The 17,505-nt window shown below is 66.6% G+C and carries 13 protein-coding genes; 1 reads left to right on the top strand and 12 read right to left on the bottom strand.

Translation table 11 applies throughout. The features are described 5' to 3' along the window. Window positions 1–27: 27 nt before the first annotated feature. The 4 genes from EMO90_RS08450 to EMO90_RS08435 form a co-directional block, all read right to left on the bottom strand. Window positions 28–1,407: an NADH:flavin oxidoreductase/NADH oxidase gene (locus EMO90_RS08450; RefSeq protein ID WP_223849761.1), complete on the bottom strand. Its 1,380-nt coding sequence runs from the start codon at window positions 1,405–1,407 to the stop codon at window positions 28–30. Window positions 1,408–1,557: 150 nt separating this feature from the next. After that, complete coding sequence (locus EMO90_RS08445) at window positions 1,558–4,011, bottom strand: transglycosylase domain-containing protein (RefSeq protein WP_150354139.1); 2,454 nt, start codon at window positions 4,009–4,011, stop codon at window positions 1,558–1,560. A 171-nt stretch (window positions 4,012–4,182) separates the two neighbouring features. Beyond that, a complete protein-coding gene (locus EMO90_RS08440) occupies window positions 4,183–4,914 on the bottom strand; it encodes a Crp/Fnr family transcriptional regulator (protein ID WP_150354138.1) in 732 nt (243 codons plus the stop codon). 593 nt (window positions 4,915–5,507) lie between these two features. Next, window positions 5,508–6,647, bottom strand: a complete 1,140-nt coding sequence (locus tag EMO90_RS08435) for a lipoate--protein ligase family protein (RefSeq protein ID WP_317909000.1) — start codon at window positions 6,645–6,647, stop codon at window positions 5,508–5,510. Window positions 6,648–6,743: 96 nt separating this feature from the next. Between EMO90_RS08435 and EMO90_RS12465 the strand changes: the two genes are divergently transcribed. Next, window positions 6,744–7,052 (top strand): hypothetical protein, encoded by a 309-nt coding sequence (locus EMO90_RS12465; RefSeq protein ID WP_223849769.1) that lies wholly within the window; start codon window positions 6,744–6,746, stop codon window positions 7,050–7,052. A gap of 535 nt (window positions 7,053–7,587) precedes the next feature. Here the strand turns inward: EMO90_RS12465 and EMO90_RS08430 are convergent. The 8 genes from EMO90_RS08430 to EMO90_RS08395 form a co-directional block, all read right to left on the bottom strand. Continuing rightward, a complete protein-coding gene (locus tag EMO90_RS08430; protein WP_150354137.1) occupies window positions 7,588–8,619 on the bottom strand; it encodes a 3-isopropylmalate dehydrogenase in 1,032 nt (343 codons plus the stop codon). 86 nt (window positions 8,620–8,705) lie between these two features. Further along, window positions 8,706–11,060, bottom strand: a complete 2,355-nt coding sequence (locus EMO90_RS08425) for a S9 family peptidase (protein WP_150354136.1) — start codon at window positions 11,058–11,060, stop codon at window positions 8,706–8,708. 48 nt (window positions 11,061–11,108) lie between these two features. Next, window positions 11,109–12,308 (bottom strand): App1 family protein, encoded by a 1,200-nt coding sequence (locus tag EMO90_RS08420; RefSeq protein WP_150354135.1) that lies wholly within the window; start codon window positions 12,306–12,308, stop codon window positions 11,109–11,111. An 18-nt stretch (window positions 12,309–12,326) separates the two neighbouring features. Then, window positions 12,327–12,728: a glycine cleavage system protein GcvH gene (gene gcvH, locus EMO90_RS08415; protein ID WP_150354134.1), complete on the bottom strand. Its 402-nt coding sequence runs from the start codon at window positions 12,726–12,728 to the stop codon at window positions 12,327–12,329. A gap of 99 nt (window positions 12,729–12,827) precedes the next feature. Next, a complete protein-coding gene (locus tag EMO90_RS08410) occupies window positions 12,828–14,465 on the bottom strand; it encodes a L,D-transpeptidase (protein ID WP_190972011.1) in 1,638 nt (545 codons plus the stop codon). 207 nt (window positions 14,466–14,672) lie between these two features. Beyond that, window positions 14,673–15,758 carry an NAD(+) diphosphatase gene (nudC, locus tag EMO90_RS08405; protein WP_150354132.1) on the bottom strand — a complete coding sequence of 362 codons (1,086 nt, stop codon included), beginning with the start codon at window positions 15,756–15,758 and terminating at the stop codon, window positions 14,673–14,675. After that, window positions 15,758–16,639, bottom strand: coding sequence for an alpha/beta fold hydrolase (locus tag EMO90_RS08400; RefSeq protein WP_395953114.1), 882 nt, complete (start codon window positions 16,637–16,639; stop codon window positions 15,758–15,760). Before EMO90_RS08400 ends, nudC begins: the two co-directional genes overlap by 1 nt. Window positions 16,640–16,743: 104 nt before the next feature. After that, window positions 16,744–17,370, bottom strand: coding sequence for an NUDIX hydrolase family protein (locus EMO90_RS08395; protein WP_150354130.1), 627 nt, complete (start codon window positions 17,368–17,370; stop codon window positions 16,744–16,746). Between the last annotated feature and the right edge of the window lie 135 nt (window positions 17,371–17,505).

Below are 17,505 nucleotides of genomic sequence, written 5' to 3'. Positions count from 1 at the left end.
GATGACGAAGCGCCTACACGCGAAGGGTCAGTACGCGCCACGGATGTACTGCGGCTGGTAGGGCGCCTCGGATGTCTTGAGGCCGAGCTTGTCGGCGGCGCGCAGCGGCCAGTACGGATCGCGCAGCGCGGCCCGTCCGATCTGCACGGCGTCGGCCTCGCCCCGGCGCACGATCCGATCGGCCTGCTTCGGCTTGGTGATGAGCCCCACCGCGGTGGTGGGCACCAGGGCCTTGAGACGAATCTGCTCGGAGAACGGCACCTGATAGTTCGGCTTGGCCGGAATGGCCACGCCCGGCAGGATGCCGCCGGTGGAGACATCCACCAGATCCACGCCGTGCACCTTGAGCACGCGCGCGGTTTCGATCGTCTGGTTCAGATCCCAGCCGCCGGCCGCCCAGTCGGTGGCGGAGACGCGCACGAACAGCGCGACGGACGGGGCCACGGCCGCGCGCACGGCGTCCACCACCTCGACGAGCATGCGCATGCGGTTCTCGAGGCTGCCGCCGTACTCGTCGGTGCGGGTGTTGGTGAGCGGGTCGAGGAATTCGCTCAGCAGGTAGCCGTGGGCCGCGTGGATCTCGATCACGTCGAATCCTGCGTTCACCGCGCGCACGGCGGCCGCGCGGAAGGCACCCACAATGCCGTGGATCTCATCCACAGTCAGTTCGCGGGGCGCGGCGAAGTTGTCGAAGGCGATGGGACTGGGAGCCACCGTGGGCCAGCCGCCCTGATCCTGCGGCACGCTTTCGCCCTCGAAGCCGGTGGCGAAGCAGCCGGTGGACCCCTTGCGCCCGGCATGGTTGAGCTGGATGGCGGCCACCGCGCCGGCATCCTTGACGCCCTGCACGATCCAACGGTACGCCTCGATCTGATCGTCGTCCCACAGACCCAGATCGCACGGTGAAATGCGGCCATCCGGCGTGACCGCGGTGGCCTCGAAGCACACCAGGCCGAAGCCGCCCATCGCGCGGGAGACATAGTGCTGGTAGTGGAAGGGCGTGGGCTTGCCGTCGCGCGCGAACGCCGAATACGTATCCATGGGCGGCAGCCAGATGCGGTTGCGGGCGGTGGCGCCGCGCAGCGCGATCGGGCTGAACAGCGCGGGCGCTTCGGCCTTCGTGGCGTTCTTGGACGACTTGAACAGTCCCTTGCGCGAGGGTTTCTTCGGACTGGGCGCGGCGGATGCGACGGACTCGGCGTCGGCCGTGTCATCATCGGCGCCAGCGGCGGAAGCGCCATCGGAGGCCTGAGCCGCGGATGTGGCCCCCTGACCGGTCAGAACGTTCGGGATGACCGGATCGTCCTCATCATCATCCCTGTCGTAGGCCGACGTCTTGTCCGCCACGGTGAATCCCCTCATATCGAAGCCGGTCATGTCCATATCGTCGTATTCAGGCTGTGCCATCGACGCATCCCCCTCTCGAAGCCGACCGGCCGCCACCTTGACGGCCGTACGCCCTTTCATTGTAGGTGAACAACAGGCGAACCCCCACGGCCATGTGTGTATGGCTCGTGAGGGTTCGCGCATTAGGGGCCGGCTGCCGGCCGGGTGACGCTACTGGCCGCTCTGCTGCTGTCCGGCGTTCTCCTGACCGGCGTTGTTGTTCTGGGCGCCCTGCTGCTGGTTCTGCTGCTGCGTTTGCTGCTGGGCCTGCTGCGTGGCGGTCGGCGCCGGCGTGGAGGTGGCGCCGGTGTTGTTGCCGTTGCCCTGGTTCGTGGTTTCGGACCGGTTCGTGGTGCCGTTCTGCCCCGTGGTGCCGGACTGGTTCGAGGCGTCGCCGCCCGCGTCGGTTGCGGTCCCATCCGACTTGGACGTGCCGGCGGAGTTCAGAACCGCCGTGTACTTCGAGGACGGGGTGCCGTAGTCGTTGTTGGCGGGGATGCCCGCGGCGTCAAGGTAGGTGTTCATGAAGTTCACCCACACCGGGGTGACCAGCTGGTAGCCGAACCAGGTGTCGTGGAACACGCCGTTGATGGTGCGGTTCGTGAAGCCGTTGGTGGTCGTCCAGGTGCCGGTCTTCTTGTCGTACTCCTTGGTGTAACCCTCCGCGTTGCCGGCGATCGCGAACGCGGCCACCTCCGGGGTGAAGCCGGCGGTGACCAGATACTCGTTCTCGTTCGTACCGGTCTTGGCGAACGTCTTGCGGCCGTTGGCCAGCTGCGCGGTGTGCGCGGCGCCGGACGGGGTGACCACGCCCTGATTCATGGCGTAGGCCACGGTCTGCGCGATCTCCGGGTCGATGGCCTGATGGCAGTTGGCGCTCGGCACGGGGATGTCCTTGCCGTTGCGGTCCACCACCTTGGTCAGCGCGATCGGGGTGCACTGCACGCCGTTGGCCGCGATCGTGGCGTACACGTTCGCCATGGTCAGCGGGGAGGCGGAGACGCCGGTACCGATCACCATGGGCGGGTTGTACAGGGTCTTCTGCTCAAGCAGGCTCTTGCCCTCGTCCGCGATGGCGGCGCTGTGATAGCCCATGTCCGCCGCGGCATTGAGGATCGGGGTCAGACCGATCACCTTGAGCATGGCCGCCTGCGTGGTGTTGTGCGAGTTGACCAGACCCATGAGCGGGGATTCGGCCGTGCCGGCGCGGCCCGAATTGCTCACGGTCCACGTGACGTTGGCCTTGTAGTCGGGGATGTCCGTGCGCTCGTTCACGCTGTTGGCCGCGGGCAGGACCTCGTTGATGGAACGACCCGCGCGCATCCATGCGACCAGGTTGATGGGCTTCCAGGTGGAGCCCACGGAGAAGCCGGTGCCGCCGCCGTCCTTCTGATCCACCGCGTAGTTGACGGCCGTGCGCGTGGGATCGGAGGCCGCGGCGCTGGTGGCGTCGTATGTGCGGTTGATGCCGAAGCCGAGCACCTCGCCGGTGCCCGGGCGGATGGCCGCGATGATCATCTCGAACTGGCTGGGGTCGTTGACCGGGATGCCCTCCTTGGCCGCATTCATGGCCGCGTTGTTGGCATTCACGTCCAGCGTGGTGTGGATCTCCAGACCACCGGCGTTGAGCAGCTTCTGGCGCTCCTCCTTGGTTTCGCCGAATTCGGGCGAGTTTTCGATCTGCTTGACCACGTAGGTGCAGAAGAACGCCGCATCGCCGGCCGCCATGCAGCCCTGGGCCACGGATGTGATGTGCAGGGTGTCCTTGATGGGGGTGTTGAAGGCCTCGTCATGCTCCTGCTGGGTGATGTAGCCCTCCTGAAGCATGATGTCCAGCACCAGATTGCGCTGCCTCTGCGCCTCCGGCTGGTTCGCCTCGATGGAGGGATCGTACTTGGCCGGGTTCTGGGTGATGGGCGTGATGGTGGCGGCCTCGACCAGGTTGAGGTCCTTGGCGCTCTTGTTGAAGTAGCGACGGGCCGCGGATTCCACGCCGTACAGGTTGCGCGTGCCGAACTGGGCGATGTTGAGGTATCCCTGCAAAATCTCCGCCTTGGAGTATTCCTTCTCGATCTGCACGGCGATCAGCATCTCGCGCAGCTTGCGGGCGATGGTGTCCTCGGTGGCGTGATACGCGGCGATCGGATCGTCATCCGATTCGGCCTGGGAGAGCAGCACGTTCTTCACGTACTGCTGGGTGAGCGACGAACCGCCCTGGGTGCCGCCGCCCGATTTGATGTATGTCTGCACGAACGCGCGCATGACGCCCTGGATGTCCACGCCGGAATGCTGGAAGAAGCGGCGGTCCTCGCTGGCGACCATGGCCTTCTTCATGATGTCCGAAACCTCGCTCAGCGGCACCACGATGCGGTTCTGCGTGTAGAACGACGTGATCTTGCTGTTGTCCGCCGCATACAGCGTGGAGGCCTGCGGCAGATCCGCGATGGAGAAATCGATGCCCTCCGCCTTGAGCGACGGGGCCACGGTCTTGATCACGGCGTTGGCGCCGAATACGGCGGGCAGCAGGAAGCCGGTCATCACCACGCCGCCGGCCCCGCAAAACATGATGTACGCCAGCAGCAGCGTGAACACGCGCTTGACGGATATCGATTTCTTCTCAGGCATGCTGCCCATTCTAAGGGCCCGCCTCTACCGGTGGACGGGCTTCGGATCCAAACGATCACCATAGCTCCACTCGCTGGGAACCCGCCGAAAACCGGCTGGATGGAGGGGTTTGCCGATCCGTCCGCGGCCCGTCTGACCGGACTGCCCCGGCCCGCCCCGGTCGCCACCCGGCTACCGCTTGGAGCGGCGGATGAGCATGCCCGGCTGGAAGATGATGATCGAACGGCCCTTGCGCGCGATCCACCCGCGGTTGTCGAAGTCCATCAGCGCCTTGTTCACGGTCTCGCGCGAGGCGCCCACCAACTGGGCGAGCTCCTCCTGCGTCAGATCGTGCGGGACCATCAGACCGGCCTCCATCGGCTCGCCGAACCGCCGGGCCAGATCCAGCAGCGTCTTGGCAAGGCGGGCGGGCACGTCCATGAACACCAGATCGGAGATGCGCTCGTTGTTGGCGCGCATGCGGCCGGCCAGCACCTGCAGCATGTCCACGGCCACGCGGGGATGCTCGTCCAGCCACGCGAACAGATCATCGTGCTCCAGGGAGACGACCACGGTGTTGTTGGTCATGGCCACCGCATTGGCCGTGCGCGGACCGCCGTGGGGATCGAACACCGGGATCTCGCCCAGAATCTCGCCGTGCCCGTGGATGCTCAGCAGCTGCACGCGATGGTCGTCGGACGTGCGGGTGAGCTTGACCCGGCCGTTTTCGAGGATGTACATGCGGTGGTCCACATCGCCCTCGCGGAAGATGGTGCCGCCCTTGTTGAGCGACCAGCGCCTCAGATGGGGAATGAGCTGCGCGGCCTCCTCCGGCGAGACCTGCTTGAACAGCGCGGTCTGGAGCAGGGCGTTGTCCGCGTCCGGCATCTCGTTCGGAACCTCATCCGGGCTGCTTGCGCTCATCCCCACCTCCATGCGATCGTGGCTTCCTCGACCTTAAATACGGGAAGACATTGTATCCTGCCATTGCGACTCAGGGGGCGGATCGTCCCATCCGCATCCGGCGGTGCCGTGCCCTACGACGCCCCGCGCCCTTCGACGTCCCGTGCGCTACGGCATCCTGTGCGCTACGGCATCCTGTGCCCCGGCGTCCCGTGCCCCATAATGTCCCGTGCCCCATAATGTCCCGTGTCTCAAATCGCATCCATTGTCGGATTCGGCAGCGGTTTGAGACACAGGTGGCTCTTCCTGCGTCTCGTTTCGCACCCGTTTTCGGAATTGGAGGTGGTTTGAGACACAGGAAAGCCGAACCGCGTCTCAAATCACCACCACTTCCCATTTCGGTGGCGACTTGAGACGCGGGGAGGGGCAACTGCGTCTCAAATCACCACCAATCATGGGAATGGATGCGACTTGAGACACAGAGGCAGACACAGAGGCATTCAGCGCGTCCGAAATCACATCCAATTCCGGATTTGGATGCGACTTGAGACACAGGCGTCGTCCCGGGCATGCGCTCTGTACAGGATGACGGAATCCGACCGCGGCCAGCCAGGCTACGGGATGATCGCGGTCCATTCCGGCGTGGAGAACCGGTCCCGGGCCAGCTCTTCGGCACGGGCGATCACCTGCGGGGGGATCGCCCTATCCAGACCGACCACACTGTCCAGACCCGCCGCATTGCCCGGACCGACCGCGCCGCTTGCCTTCTCCGTCGGTCCAGGCTCGCACAGCCGCGCGCGGTACGGTCCCGCCGGATCCGTGAGCACGCCGATCATGCGGTCGATCACCTGCGCGCGCGCCAGACCGGTCTGCGAGCGCAGCGGATCGACGCGCTTGGCGGCCGACTTGACGGCCTTGTCGGACATCTTCTCCCGGGAAATCCGCAGGATCCGCGTCATCTTGGCCGCGTCGATGTTGTACGACAGCATCGTGTGGTGCAGCACGGCACCGGGAGCTTGCGCGGTCTGCGCGGTGCGCGCGGCCCCTGAGGCATCGGCCGAGCCCACGGGCGGGAATCGCCGCTGGGCAGCCCCGCCGATCTTGCCCAAGGGCGATGCGATGTCGTTGATCGGCTGGTACCGCGCCTCGATTCCGAGTGACAGCAGCGCATCCAGCACCCACTGATCGCAACGATGGTACGATTCGCCGATTCCCACGCCGGCCACGACGTCAAGCGGCGCGACGAGCGAGTAGGTGATCACCGATTCCGGCTCGGCGAACATCGCGCCGCCGCCGGTGATGCGCCGCACGACCGTCACGCCCTCCGCCGCGGCCTGATCGAGATCCACCTCGTTGGCGAGCGACTGGAACCGTCCAATCACCACGGCCGGCCGATCCCATTGCCACAGCCGGATGATCGGCCCCATGCGACCGGCGGCCACGGCCTCCGCGCACGCCTGATCCAGGGCCAACTGCATGGCGGGCTCACGCGGCACGTCCCTGAGCACGATCAGACCGGGCAGTTGCGGGGCGGATGCGGTCTGGTTAGGCATGGACTGACCGGCCACGATTTTCCGGCCTGCCGCGGCCTGCCGATCGGCCATGGGCTGCGGAGCGGGCGAAGACGCAACCGCCACATCGGCGCCCATCGCGCGCAAAGCCGCCGTGGCGATCGTGCGGGCGTTCGCGCCGACCATCGTCACCTCCGGCCATCGGCCCATCACCGCAGCCAGCCGATCGGACAAATCAGACATTGCCTTGGCCGCGGACCCCGCACAGGACGCGACGACGGGATCAGCGGGCACTCCCTGCGACTCCCCCGCATACGCGACGATCGCACGCTCCAACTCATGCAGCAGCCCGCGCGCGGCCGACGCATCGCCCTCCACGAAAAAATCCCCGTCGATCCGGGCCTTGACCGTACCATCGTCCCCATCCGCCGCGGGGCCGATGCCGACCGCCACCAGCTTGCCGCCTGGCATCTTGCACTCGCCGCGACGCCAACCACCGTCGGCATCATGCCCATTGCGACCATCGCGCCCGTCACACCGTATGTCAGCCATCACTCCCCCGATCATCTGATTCCGACCATTGCTCCCACCATACCGCCGATTCGCTCAGCGATCCGCTCACTCTACGAATCCACGAGGCCAGAATGAGCAAATCCGATGTCCTACAGCCAGAAATCGACCGCAAGACAGCAAACTTGCTCACTCTGTGCAGAACCGGAATCAGAATGAGCAAATCCGATGGCCGACGGACTCAATGCAGAACGCCATGCAGAACCCGCACATCCGATCCGTTCACTCTGGATTTCCAAGACGCATAATGAGCACCTCGAAGGCCACGTCAATCGGCACGTTCCGTAACGGCGTTACAAAACGGGCATCCCGGGCGTCTCTCCGGCGCACATTCTGTAACGGATTTACAGAACGCACCTCGAAGACCCCTCCAATCGGCACGTTTTGTAAATCCGTTACAGAAGCGACTGCGAAAGACCCTCTCAGACGCACGTTCTGTAACGGATTTACAGAAAGGACTCTGAAACCAGACCGCCAAGCCCGGGCCACCAAGCCGGACCGACGAAACCGGACCAAACCCGTGCCGATATGAAAACGGACACCAAGCCACGGGGATGCCACGACCGGTGTCCGTTCCGTAAGATCCGCACGCCGAGCCCAGACCGAATGCAGGTCAGATGCGGGCCAGAATGTCCTTGCCCACCTGCTCGGTGGTGCGCGTGGTGGAGCCCAGCTCCTCGATGTCCGCCTCGACGGCCGCGTCGATCTTCGCGGCGGCCGCATCGAAGCCGAGGTGGCGCAGCAGCATGGCGGCGGAGAGGATCGCGGCCGTGGGGTTCGCGATGCCCTTGCCGGCGATGTCCGGGGCGGAACCGTGGATCGGCTCGAACATGGACGGGAACTCGTTGGAGGCGTTGATGCAGCCGGACGCGGAGTAGCCCACGCCGCCCACCACGGCGCCTGCCTCGTCGGTCAGGATGTCACCGAAGAGGTTGTCCGTGAGGATCACGTCGAAGCGCGACGGGTCGGAGACCAGGTAGATGGTGGCCGCGTCGATGTGGGAGTAGTCGTGCGTGACCTCGGGGAACTCCTCGCCCACGCGGTCCACGATGCGCTGCCACATGTCGCCGGCGTTGATGAGCACGTTCTTCTTGTGCACCAGCGTGACATGCTTGCGGCGCTTCATGGCCAGCTGGAAAGCGTAGCGGACCACGCGCTCCACGCCGTACGCGGTGTTGATGGACACCTCGGTGGCCACCTCGTTGGGGGTGTCGCGGCGGACCGCACCGCCGGCGCCGCAGTACAGGCCCTCGGTGCCCTCGCGGACCACCACGAAGTCGATGTCGCCCGGGTTGGCGAGCGGGGAGGTGACGCCCTTGTACAGCTTGGACGGGCGCAGGTTGACGTACTGGTCCAGATCGAAGCGCAGCTTCAGCAGCAGTCCGCGCTCCAGAATGCCGGCCTTGATGCGCGGGTCGCCCACGGCGCCCAGCAGGATCGCGTCGGTGGCCTTGATGCGGTTCTCCTCGTCCTCGGGGAGGATCGCGCCGTCGCGCAGATAGCGCTCGGCACCCAGATCGAATTGCTCGTAGGTGAACGATGCCTCGCCCTCGGCGGCCTTTTCAAGAGCCGCCTGGGCCCAGGGGGTGACTTCCTTGCCGATGCCGTCGCCGGGGATGACGGCGATTGTGTATGACTTGCTCATAGCACGGCAGACTACTCGCGCGCCCATGGGCCGGATCGATGCCGCTCAGCAAGTGGACACCGATCCGGCCGGCGGGCACGGCAGCGCTACTCCCGCAGCCCCATGATCCACAGGCACCAGGCGTTCTCGTAGGAGATCTCCTCCCACTGCTTGTACCGCCCGCTGGTGCCGCCGTGGCCGGCCTCCACCTCGATCTTCACGATCGCGTCGGCGCCCACCTCGGGCTCCTGCAGACGCGCGATCCACTTGAGCGGCTCCACGTACAGCACGCGCGTGTCGTTCATGGACGTGGTGACGAAGATCCGCGGGAAATGATCGGTCCCGAACCGCGCCAGGCGCTCGGCGGCCGTGGGCACGTTCTCGTAAGGTGTGTAGGACTTCATGTAGTCGTACACGGAGGCATCGTGCAGTGGGTCGCCCCACTCGTCCCATTCGGTCACCGTAAGCGGCAGATCAGGGTTGAGGATCGAGGTGAGCGCGTCCACGAAGGGCACGTCCGCCTCCACGCCGGCGTACAGGTCCGGGGCCATGTTGGCCACCGCGCCCATCAGCAGGCCGCCCGCGGATCCGCCATTGGCCACTGTGCGCTTCGGATCGGCCCAGCCTTCCTCCTCCAGCGCGCGCGTGACGTCCACGAAGTCCTCGAAGCTGTGCTTCTTGTTGAGCCTGCGCCCCTGCTCGTACCATGCGCGGCCCATCTCGCCGCCGCCCCGGATGTGCGCCACCGCATACAGCACACCGCGGTCCAGCAGGCTCAGGCGCGGCACGGAGAAACCCGGGTCGAGGCTGTACTCGTAGGCGCCGTAGCCGGTGATGAACATGGGCGCCGGACTTCCCTCGATCTGCGGATGGCACACGGACGGCCTCCACACCAGCGACACGGGGATCCGCTCGCCGTCGCGCGCGGTGATCCACAGCCGGTGCTCCACGTAGTCCTCGGGGTCGAAGTCGCCCAACACCCTGACGCGCTTGAGGAGTACGTCCTCGCCGGTGGCCGGATCGAACTCGTGCAGCTCGCCGGGCAGGGTGTAGCTGCCGAAGGAGTAGCGCAGCCGAGGAGCCTCGTAGGACGGGTTGCCGCCGGCGCCGATCGAATACAGCCGCTCCGCATGGGGGTTCCGCAGCGGCGCGGACGGCCTGGGATGCAGCTCCTCGAACCGCCAGGGACGCCCGGCCCGCCAGTCCTCCACGGCCGCCTGCTTGGTCATCACGGCCAGATGCGGCAGACCGTCGGCGCGGTAGGACAGCAGCACGAAGTGGCGGTGGATCGCGATGCCCTCGATCCCCAATCCGCTCGCCCCGTCCAGAATCGCCGGATTGTCCGGATTGCGGTAGGGCCGGCCCACCGGCATGCCCGAGCACTCCCCGCCGCGCTCGCAGCCGTAGGGCGATCCGGCGGCCACGACCACGCCCTCGTCCAGCGCATACGGCGGCTCGTGGCGGCGCATGTCGATCACGTTGATCTGGAAGTTCGGATTGCTGACGTTGTGGTACACGATCGCCACGGGCACGTCCGCCCCATCGTCCCCGGCGCCCTCGAAGCACGCGAAGCTCACATCGTATTCGATGCCCTCGCGACGCGGGATGAACGGCTGGAAGAGGCCCGTCGGATCATCCACGGACAGGGTGAGCACCTCGGTGGTGGTTTTGGAGCCGGTGCCGATCACGATGTTGCGCTCGTCGAAGCTCATGCCCACGCCCACCCAGAAGCGCTCGTCGTCCTCGCGCCACGCCTCCACGTCCTCGGCGGCGTCGGTGCCCACGCGGTGGCGCCACACGGCATACGGCCGCCAGGCGTCGTCCACCTTCACGTAGAACGCCCACTTGCCGTCCGGGGTCAGGCATCCGCCGGCGGACACCTGCTCGATCGTTTCCGGCAGATCGCGCCCGGTGTTGAGGTCCCGGATCTTGAGATCGTACCGCTCGTCGCCCTTGACGTCGACGCCGTAGAGCATCCACCGGCCGTCGCGGCTCAGATCGATGCCGCCCAGCCGGAAGAAATCGTGCCCTTCGGCCTCGGCGTTTGCATCGAACACAATCTCCTCGCCGGGCATGGATCCGGGCGCGGCCTCGGGATCCACCTCGGGCGGGGTCCAGTCGTCCGGACCGGCCACCGGGATGCGGCACTGCGTGGCATACTGGCGGCCCTCCTGTGTGCGGGCGAAGTACCAGTAGCCGTTCACGCGCGTGGGCACGGACATGTCGGTCTGCTGCACGCGCGACTTGAGTTCGTCGAACAGTTTGGCGCGCAGTCCCGCAAGGGGCTTCATGCGCTCCTCGGCATAGGCGTTCTGCCCGCGCACGAACTCCTGCGTGCGCGGATCATCCTTGGCCCGCATCCACTCATAGGGGTCGGAGAACAGGTCGCCGTGGAAGGACCGGTCCTTGGGTTCGCGGACCGCGGCGGGATAGTCGTTTCGGTATGCAGTCGTTGCAGTCATAGTGGGGACCATGCTACACCGGCGCGGGGCCGAACGGACAATCCCCGCTCACACGTTGTGCTTCAGGAACGGCAGCATGGTCCTCATGAGGTTCGAGCCTGTGGGACCCATGAACACCGGCACATCGGTGACCGGGATGGGCTGGGTGGTGGTCATGCCGGCGATCTGCATGGGCATGACCGACGCCTCGCGCGGCGTGAGCTGGCGGATGGCGATGCAGATCACGCGCCCCGGGTACCGCTTGGCGATCGTGGCGTAGGTGGTGGGATCCTTCTGCCCGTCGTCGCCGATCAGGATGAACCGCATGTGCGGGAAGTCGGCCATGAGCTGCTCGGCGAATTCGAGCTTGTGCTGCACGCCGGTGGGGATGAAGGTCTTGGGCCGCGGATCGAGGTCGCGCAGCAGCAGCGGCCCCTCCGGGTAACCCTGATAGCGGATGAAATGGCGGATGGAGGTCTCCACGTTCCACGGCGAGGTGGACAGGTAGAAGAACGGGGCGTCCGGGAACAGGTCCGCGATCTTGGAGTACAGCACGTTCATGCCGGGCACCACCGCGCGCTTGCGGGGGTTCAGGAACAGCAGGTTGTACGCGGCCTTCCACAGGGTGGGGGCCTGCGTGACCATGATCGTGTCGTCCACGTCGGAGATGATGCCCACCTGCGCCTCGGAGGGGATGGTGAACAGCGGGGCGGCCACGTCGCGGCGGCGCTCCACGCTGTAGGTCACCTGATGCACGCCGGGCGACATATGGTGTTCGGCCACCAGATCGAGGTAGCCGGCATCGTCGGAGATCGCGAAGCTGCTGGGCTGATCCTTGGACGGATCGACCGCGTCGTACACCTCGGAGACGCCCACCTGCACGGTTTCGAGCGGACGACGGTCCACGGTGATGCGCACCTGCGTGCGCGGGGCGGGCACGGTGAGCATGCCGCGGATGCCACGCATGAGCACACCGGCCTCGCCGTTCTCCGGGGCGCGCACGGTACGGCAGATGAGACGCGAATAGGATTCGGTGCCGTACCCCACATAGGGCTCCACGCGCGGATACCAGCCGAGCTGGCGGGTGAACAGCGTGGAGAGGGCCGACCACACGCCGAACCCGCGCGTGACCACCCGGCGGACCGCACGGGTGAGGATCGGCTTGTTCTCGATGCGCTCGCGCCACGAGACGGCGTCCACGATCGTGGTGGTGCGCCGCGCCCGTATGGGCTTGGGCCTTTGCTCGCGTTTCTGATCGCGATTGGACATGGTCCCGCGCCGCCTCGCCTAGCGGATCATCGCGGCGTAGGCGTCGGCGTCCAGCAGTTCGGGCTCGTCGTCGTCCAGCTCGATCTTGACGATCCAGCCTTCGCCGTAGGGGTCGTTGTTGACCACGCTCGGGTCGTCCGCGGCGGCCTGGTTGACGTATCGGATGGTGCCGGCCACCGGGCTAATCAGCGGCTCGACGGCCTTGGAGGATTCAAGCTCGAGGATCTCGTCGCCGGCCTGCACGCGGGTGCCGACCTCGGGCATGTCGATGAACACGAGTTCGCCCAGCTGGCCCGCCGCGTATTCGGTGATGCCGATGATCGCCGGGTCGACGGACTGGTCCACCCACACATGCTCCTCGGAGTATTCCAGATGCTCGGGGATGTCCAGGTTCTGGGGCTTGTCTTCTTCAACGCTCATGCGTCCACCATAACACGTCGGTTTGAGCGGCCATGTCGGGTTTGCGGGCGGTTGCGTCCGGTCGGCACCGCGCAGCGGGCCAATCAGTAGACGGGCGGCTCAGGCGACGGGCGCAGCGGCCGCCGGATCGGCGGCGGGGTCGGGTGCCGGGGCGCGCACGGCGGCAGTGGGCGTGGTGCCCACGACCTGCACCATCGCGCCGACGGGCAGGAAGTCGTACATCCACTTGGCGTCCGCCACGTTCATGTTGACGCAGCCGTGGGAACGCGGCTCGCCCTTGGCGATGCCGTCCGGATTCCACGGGGCGCCGTGCAGTGCCTCGCCCTGGTTGTAGAAGATCGACCACGGCACGTTGGGGGTGACGTAGTCGGCGCCGCGCATGGTCTTCTTCTCGTACTTGATGTACACGAAGAACGTTCCGTTGTCCGTGGGCGTGGACAGCTTGCCGGTGGAGGTGAGGAACGTGTTCACGAGCGTGGAGCCCTTGTACGCGTAGACCTTCTGCTCGCTCAGGTTGACCACCACATGCGGGTCGCCGTTGGGGCTCTCGTAGTCCACCACGCGCGAATCGGTCTCGAACTTGGTGACGTCGGTCTTCACCGTGGCGGTCACATCCGAACCGGAGTGCAGGGCGTTGACCACCTGGCTCACGGCATCATCCGTGTTGGCCACGGTCACGCCGTCAACGCCCTCCTGCAGGGTGATCATGACCTTGCCGGCCTTGTTGGTGACCACGGAGGCCTTGACCATGTCCTGCTTGAGCTCGTTCGGCAACACTTGGTTCAGGTAGCTTTCGGCGGCCTTGTCGTCGTACTTGAGGGCGATCGTGCCAGCGTCCGGATCCTCATCGAAGCCGATCCACTTGGCCACCTCCTCGGCGGGGACCGTGAAGGACTTCTTGGCGCCGTTGTTGACCACGAGCTTGACGTTCAGACGCGCGTTCGCATCGTCCGCGGCCTTCTGCGCGGTCTGGACGGTGATCGGCATGGCCACGGTCTCGTAGGTGACCGACGCGTTCACCGTGGTGCCCGGGTGGGCGGCCGCCTGGACGACGGCGTCCTCGACGGACTTGGAAACCGGGGACTGGCCCTCTTTGCCGGGGGTGACCGCGAAGTTCTTCGTCTCGGGGCCGTAGGACACGGTGGAGGCCACCGCGCGTTCGCTTTCGTCGATGAACTGCGCGGTGAGCGCGTTGGACAGCGCGAGCTTGTCCGTGGAGACCACCAGCGGCACATCCTGCGCGCTCCAAGGGTTGATGCGGGACAGATCGTCCGCCACGCTACCGCCGGCCTTGGCCGCCACCAGATTGGCCACGGTCGCGTCAACGTCCACGCTCACGCCCAGATCGTCCAGCGAGGCGGTGAAGGTCTTGCCGTCCTGCGCGCTCACGGCGATGCGGGAATCGGCGGCCTTGGACTCGACCACCGCACGCGCCTCGTCCGCACTTTTGCCGGCAAGGCTCTCCCCCGCGAAGGTGACGCCGGGGGCCACACGGTCCGCGAAGTAGGAGCGGGCGCCGAAGAAGCCGCCCACGGCGATGACCAGCACGGCCGCCAGCACACACAGGGCCACAATGAGCCCTGTGTGGCGCTTACTGGCCAGATGGGCCGCGCCCCGGGTGTGGTCATGTCCGCGTGCCGGGCCGGAGCCGGGCATGGTCAGCGTTTCGGGAGCGGGCAGCGGCGGAATGTACGCCGTGCGCTCCGGATCGAAGCCCTCATTGATAGCGTTGGCCATTGCCCTCATCCTCTCATCAAACTTCAGCCTTGAGTCTGGGGCCCACTATATACCGCAAAACGGACGCCGTATATTGCGAAATCGTTGCCATTCGGGCTTTCCGAGGCCGTTTGGGGCCTTTTGGAACGATCGGAACGCCGTTGCGCGCAGCGCTGAACTGTGAATCCCGTCACAGTGAACGCTCACAATTCGCGGCATGCACGGCCCTCACAACTCGTGGCCCAGCCATTCCTCGATCATGTAGCGGGCGATCGTGGCCTTGCCCGGGGCCTCCATGCGGCCGGCGATCAGCGCATGCGTGTACTCGTCGCGCGTCACCCACACCGCGTCGGTGGTCTCCTTGCCATCCACGTGGATCTCATCGGTTTCGGCCTGACCCTTGAACGCCACCATCAGGGAGGACGGGAACGGCCACGGCTGCGAGCCCAGATAGCGCAGTTCGCCCACCTTCACGCCGGTCTCCTCGAACGCCTCGCGACGGGCCGCATGCTCCAGATTCTCGCCAGCCTCCACGAATCCGGCCGATGTGGAGTACAGCGCGCCGCGCCAGGCGGCGTTGTGCTGCAGCATCAGACGGTCCTTGCGGTCCACGATCGCGGTGATCACGGCCGGCTCGATGCGCGGGAACAGGATGCGGTTGCCGTCGGCCTCGGACGTGCAGCGCTGCGCCCAACCGCCCAGCGCCGGGGCCACCGGGGCTCCGCAGCAGGGGCAGTGCCGCTGGGCGTTGTGCCACATGCTCACGCTCGCCGCACTGGTGGCCAGACCGGCCTCGCGCGCGGAGGCATGCGGCGCAAAGCCCCTCAGGTCCACCCAATCGAAGCGCTGCGGGGCTTGGTCGATGATCGAGGCGCCCCGCCCGCGCGACGGGCCGTCAGCCGCGCCGAAGGAGTCATCCGCACCCACACCGGCCGCATCGGGGATCGAATCGGCCGTGCGCACCGCCCGGGTCACATCCACGGCCACCACGTGTTCGGCGTCCGCGCGCGGCCCATACGCACCCAGGAAGATCGCCACCGCGCCGGGGTGCGAGGCCAGTTCGGCGGACATATAGCGCCCGGGCAGCATGGCCAGACGCATCTTGGCCGCCTCGTAGTTGACCATGGCCGCCTCGCCGCGCGGCACGGCGATCCGGCCGGCGTTGACCAGCATCACGCGCGTGGTGGGCTCGGCCAGCACGGTTTCGATCAGCCCCTCCTCGCCACGGCGATCCACCTGATAGTCGATGTCTCCCTGCGCGAGGGGCAGGAACGGCAGGGCGTGGGTCAGGGAAAGCGGCGTGAAACCCGTCATCAGCGGCGGTCCTCCTTGATTGTTTCGATCGTGTCCACGCGGGCGGCCAGCGCCAGCAGCGGGCGGACCAGCTTGTCCGGGTGCTCCAGGGCGGAGAAGTGGCCGCAGTCGGCGATCACCGTGAACGCGGCCGTGGTGCCGGTCATCGCGTCGGCGATCGGGCCCATCACGGCCGGCGGGCTGGAGGGATCCTTGTCCCCGCAGACCACGGCGGCGGGCACGCTGATGAGCGGCAGCTGGTCGTTGAGGTCCGGGCGGCCGGCGGCCATGCGCTCGCGCCACGCCACGCCTTCGGGATGCTGCGATTCGATCAGCTGCGTCATGCGCGCGATGAACTCGTGCGAGCATTTGACCGTGGAGTCGCGCATCGGGTTGGCGGCGGCGAAGTGCATCACCGGCTCATGGGTGCCGGTCTCCTCCATCGTGCGCGCGATCTGAAGACGGCGATCGTGCGCTTCGGGCCCGTCCGCGTCGGCCTTGGTGTCGCACAGGGCGATGCCCGCCACCGCGGCCGGATGCCGGCGATGGATGTCCAGCACCAGATAGCCGCCCATGGACAGGCCCACCCAGATCGCGCGATCGTATCCGGCCGCACGCAGCAGCTCAACATAGGCGTCGGCCATGCGATCCATCGCATACGGGTACGCGCCGTCCGGGGCCGCGCCGCCGCTTTCCTCCGGGCTCGGGATGGGCCCTTCGCCGGCACCAGGCATGTCCGGCGCCCAGATCGTGGGCTTCTCCAGGCCTTCGGTTTCCGCTTGGCGCAGAATCTCCTGCGCGCAGTCGTCCCACATGTGGTGGTCCACCGGGAAGGCGTGCACGAGCACGATCGGCGTGCCCGTGCCCTGATGCACAACATGGTTGAGGATTCGCATATTCATGTCCTTGCTTGTGGTTTCGTGCACTTGATCGTGTTATCCGTGCTATCCGCGCTGCTATCCGCGCTATCGCACCCGGAGCGCGCCCAACGCGGGCACGCGGCGAGTCAGACGCCGGCCCACGCCAGCGCCTGGCGCACCAGACGGCCATGGCCGTTGGGCATTTGCGCCACGAAGCGCTCCAGATCGTCGCTGCGCGGATCCACCCACTCCACGTCCAGCGTCTCGTCCTGCGGCTTGCAGTCGCCGGCGATCGCCACCACGTAGCACAGGGCGATGGCATGCTGGCGCGGGTCGTAGAACTCGCTCACGCCGGGGGTGGGGAAGAATTCGGCCACGGTGAACGGCTGCAGGCTGCTCGGCAGCACCGGCAGGGCGATGTCCCCCAGATCCTTGGCGATGTTACGGGCGATCGCCTCACGCAGGGACTCGTGGAACAGGACGCGACCGGTGATCAGCGTGCGCTCGATGTCCCCATCGTCGCCCACGCGCAGCAGCGAACCGACGCGGCTGACGCGGCCCAGATCGTCCACGCGCACCGGCACGATCTCCACGTACGGGATGGGCAGCTGGCGGCGGGCGCGATCGATGTCCGCCGGCCCCAGCCATCCGGGCGGGTTGTGGTGGCCGCTGCCGCGCACAAAGTCCTCCGGGGTGATGTTGTCGAATTCTCCGCGCGGACGGTTCGCGTCAAAGTCGTCGGGACCGGGCACTTCATCATTCATCACTGGCATGGTCCCATTATCCGGCGGGCGCATGACCAATGCGTGACATTGTCCACCGCCCGAGGACTCCATGCTTCGCCGTGCGCCGAATCGCTTGTCCCGACGGGCGGGTTATCCACTGGTGATGGAATGCTGGGCATAAGA

It is taken from the genome of Bifidobacterium vespertilionis, assembly GCF_008698145.1.
GTDB classification, from domain to species: domain Bacteria; phylum Actinomycetota; class Actinomycetes; order Actinomycetales; family Bifidobacteriaceae; genus Bifidobacterium; species Bifidobacterium vespertilionis.
The sequence above is the reverse complement of the archived record's forward strand: the minus strand, read 5'-3'. Positions and strand labels throughout refer to the sequence as shown.

Coding starts and splice junctions, on each gene's coding strand:
- EMO90_RS08450 (WP_223849761.1), bottom strand. CDS start 1,407: ATGGCACAGCCTGAATACGACGATATGGACATGACCGGCTTCGATATG.
- EMO90_RS08445 (WP_150354139.1), bottom strand. CDS start 4,011: ATGCCTGAGAAGAAATCGATATCCGTCAAGCGCGTGTTCACGCTGCTG.
- EMO90_RS08440 (WP_150354138.1), bottom strand. CDS start 4,914: ATGAGCGCAAGCAGCCCGGATGAGGTTCCGAACGAGATGCCGGACGCG.
- EMO90_RS08435 (WP_317909000.1), bottom strand. CDS start 6,647: ATGTCTGATTTGTCCGATCGGCTGGCTGCGGTGATGGGCCGATGGCCG.
- EMO90_RS12465 (WP_223849769.1), top strand. CDS start 6,744: ATGCAGCAGCCCGCGCGCGGCCGACGCATCGCCCTCCACGAAAAAATC.
- EMO90_RS08430 (WP_150354137.1), bottom strand. CDS start 8,619: ATGAGCAAGTCATACACAATCGCCGTCATCCCCGGCGACGGCATCGGC.
- EMO90_RS08425 (WP_150354136.1), bottom strand. CDS start 11,060: ATGACTGCAACGACTGCATACCGAAACGACTATCCCGCCGCGGTCCGC.
- EMO90_RS08420 (WP_150354135.1), bottom strand. CDS start 12,308: ATGTCCAATCGCGATCAGAAACGCGAGCAAAGGCCCAAGCCCATACGG.
- gcvH (WP_150354134.1), bottom strand. CDS start 12,728: ATGAGCGTTGAAGAAGACAAGCCCCAGAACCTGGACATCCCCGAGCAT.
- EMO90_RS08410 (WP_190972011.1), bottom strand. CDS start 14,465: ATGGCCAACGCTATCAATGAGGGCTTCGATCCGGAGCGCACGGCGTAC.
- nudC (WP_150354132.1), bottom strand. CDS start 15,758: ATGACGGGTTTCACGCCGCTTTCCCTGACCCACGCCCTGCCGTTCCTG.
- EMO90_RS08400 (WP_395953114.1), bottom strand. CDS start 16,639: ATGAATATGCGAATCCTCAACCATGTTGTGCATCAGGGCACGGGCACG.
- EMO90_RS08395 (WP_150354130.1), bottom strand. CDS start 17,370: ATGCCAGTGATGAATGATGAAGTGCCCGGTCCCGACGACTTTGACGCG.